The sequence below is a fragment of the Chitinimonas violaceus genome (assembly GCF_052601015.1).
Genome location: NZ_JBQXDJ010000141.1, coordinates 1 through 3,319, shown reverse-complemented (window position 1 = coordinate 3,319; position 3,319 = coordinate 1). Strand labels below are relative to the sequence as shown.

At 47.7% G+C, this 3,319-nt stretch carries 1 protein-coding gene; it reads left to right on the top strand.

Translation table 11 applies throughout. The features are described 5' to 3' along the window. The first annotated feature begins 363 nt into the window (after positions 1-363). Complete coding sequence (locus ACUHMQ_RS20375; protein ID WP_445297280.1) at positions 364-3,069, top strand: hypothetical protein; 2,706 nt, start codon at positions 364-366, stop codon at positions 3,067-3,069. Positions 3,070-3,319: the final 250 nt, after the last annotated feature.

Below are 3,319 nucleotides of genomic sequence, written 5' to 3'. Positions count from 1 at the left end.
TACTCTGACCGATGTTCAAAAACCATACGGACAGCGCGTTCTTTGACTTCTGGCGAATACTTGGTTGGCTTCTTCATAACTCCATTCTCTCAAGAAATGGAGCCTCCTCACTATCCGGGGGGATTCATCAGTGTCGACTTACCCGTTTGTGAAAGAAAAAGTGCATTTCCGGAAGAGGCACTTATGCGGCCAACATAGTCTTAATCCTTCTAGAGCCTTAGCTTCATTCAGCAATGTCTAGTTGATTTGGTCTACATCTGTTCAGCCTTATCGCGGGATTAATACATAGTCCACGTTCTTCTCTTGTTCCGCCGCTACACCAGTGTGGTGGATGCTGTGATTGGTTTTTGAAAGGAAAGCATCATGCCTCAGGTCAGTGCCGCTACTAAATCTTCCGTCCAAGGTCCAAATGACAGTGCCTCAGCTGTTGAGACTTCGAAGCAAGACAATCCGAAATTCAAAGTCGCTTCAAGCGGCGGTAATAGGATATCGAAGTTCACCAGCAACATAGCCAACCTACTGGAGAATAAGGGGACAACCGGGACAAGCAAAGCCACTCAGAATCTACCCCAATCTGAGAACCTTACACGCAGTTCTGCACCACTGGCGGAAGTATTGCAAAGGTATGCCGATCGAAAACCCGATCGCTTGGCCAGTGAAATCCAAAAATATCAAGGCATCGCCAGATTCATAACGTTGGATGGTAAGAATGTGGTCTTTAAAGAAACTACATTGACCGAGACTGACTTTGCCGAGCTGAAAAGTGCATTGAAGCAAGCCGGCCATCATCAAGACCGTTTTTCCACGGAAAAGGACAGCCTGATTGATCAGTTGAAAGCAGCGTGGAAGAATGCGGCACCACTGGCTCAGGTTGAGGTTGACAATCTGCCCACCACATCGGATCAATCGTCAACCAAAGTAACCTCGACCAAACAAGAAGTAGTGCAAGCCCTGCCCACCACTAATCCCTTTGGTGATGAGATCGAGGCACTCAACCCAGACGCGGTGAATCTGGACTTCCCTCTAGATCTAGATGAGAAAAACCCATTCGCTGAACAAAACACTAAAGCGTCAAATAAGCCTGCAGCAGAATCTCTTACAAAACACGAATCCTCACAAGGTACCGAGGGTGGTAATACAGCAAAGACATCCAAGGCTGTTTCAATACTGAATGCCCTACGTCCCTCCCACAATACTGCTAAGCAAGCGCACACAGCTGCAGCCGACCATACCACCAATGTAGAAGCAGCCAGAACTGATGCCATTACGCAGGAAGCACCACTGGAGCCCGGTGTTGATAAAGTCTTCATGGGTCTTCTCAACGAATACGTCGGTGAAAAAAGTGGGCATGTTGACAAGCTAAAGCGCGACATTGAACAGAGCACAACGATTGCGCGTTACGTCAAATTGAGTCCAGATGGTAAGAAAGCAGAATGGAAAATCGTCCCGAAGACAGTCGGCGAATTACAACAGCTGTTTGATGAATTCAAGGCACAGCACAAAGACAAAGGTAGCTTCTATACCACGATGTCTGGCTTTGCATTCAGTCATCTGGATATCAAGCTGATTACACCAAAAGCGTTGGAAAAAATCATCAACGATGCTGCAGAACCAGCCCTTCATCGTCCAGGTAAAGGTAACGACATTGTTCCTATGAAGAGGCATGCAATGGGGTTAGTGCTGACTCATCTCAGCGCTCCATCACGGCATAACTTACCAATGGAGGACCTTAGTTCCGTCGCGCAAGTCATCGCACATTATGGTCGCGTGGAAAAAGATCAGGAGAGTGCACGAGAAACTGTCGAGCAACTAAAAGACGACCATGCTGTGAGCTTAAACGACCGCAGCCTCACTCACTTTTTTCAGCGTATAGCCCATTGTGTCAAAACCAGCGATCGGGTCGATAAATTCCAAAATAATGTCGCCGAAGCTTCAGCTGAATTTCACGAAGCGTTGGAACATGATCTGAAACGAGTGGGGCAACGTCATCATCCAGATCAGGTGGCTGCCCGCACCAACGACAAAATCCGCGGCGCAGTAAAAAAAGCGCATGATGCTTATGCGGCAAAAGCCCTTGGTGCCAATCCCTTTCCCGATTCATTCGATAATAATTCCGCAGTAGCTAAGCAAATAATCGCTACGGCACGCGGGAACTACTTGGAAACGTTGCAAAGCATTACGGATACCTATGAACGTGGGTTTATCCATAACCTCGGTAGGGCCGTTAGTTCATTCAGCTTTGAGAAATTCTTCAAGGGTAAAAGCGAAGAAAATGTCCCTGGCAACATTGGTAAAATCCACGATAGCCTAGCCAAGCTTTATGAAACTGCTGAACGCCAGCATCAAACCAATATTGATGCAGTACTTAAGCAGAACCTGCTAGAGGGAGAAAGAACCAACTTGATTGAACGGCTGAATGAGCAGTTCGATCAATTGAAAAAAGAACTGGCCAGCCTAACCAGGGATAAGTTCGTCGAAAACTACCAGACCATGCTGAAGGCCCACACGGGAACTATCGAGAAGGTCCCGCCTTTGGCTACCAGTGATATCAGCAAAACCTTGAAAACCACTGAGAAATTAGCCGGCGTCTCACGCCAGCTTGCTGCCGATGTTACCGCCATCAATCGCCAACAGCGTCCAGAATGGCTTCAGCTCAGTAACAGTGATGTAGGTCGGATGATTAAAGGTGCTACGGCTGATCAATTAAAAGAAATTGAGAAACGGCTTCCTGAAACACCCCCCGTTGGTAGAACAATACTCTCCGGGATCAGAGATGCGTTCTTCAAGATAACGCCGACACGCATCGCTACCACCTTGGGCATTGGCTTGGCAGTGGGTGGCGCTGCAACAGCTGTCGCTGCTGTAGGTATACCCGTTGGTTTGATCGTAAGCGGGATAGTTACTGGCGGTGTCTTCCCCGCCATCATCGGCGGCCTCGCAATTGCAGGCCTTGTCTGGTGGGTGGCGAAGAATGTCAACTCCAGCTTTAAAGAACGCGAGCAGGTTGTCATGCTGAAAAACCAGATTCGTGAAAATCAGCAAGCAATCGAAGCCACTTACGAGCAGTAATTCTCTGTCGCTACCAAGGCGTTGTTACCTTGGTAGCAGTTCAAGAATTATCGTAAGCAACTCTCTACAAGCTTTGATGTATTAATCATTGTCACCCAAAAAACACCGAACTACTAAACCATAGTGAGGTAGCCTGAATTCCGTAGACACACCTGATTGGTAAACTTGAGCCAACAGGAGGCTGCGGTGAGTAAGAGAGAAACACAAAGCTATACGTCGGAATACCGAGCGGAAGCCATCAAGTTAGTGC

Coding starts and splice junctions, on each gene's coding strand:
- ACUHMQ_RS20375 (WP_445297280.1), top strand. CDS start 364: ATGCCTCAGGTCAGTGCCGCTACTAAATCTTCCGTCCAAGGTCCAAAT.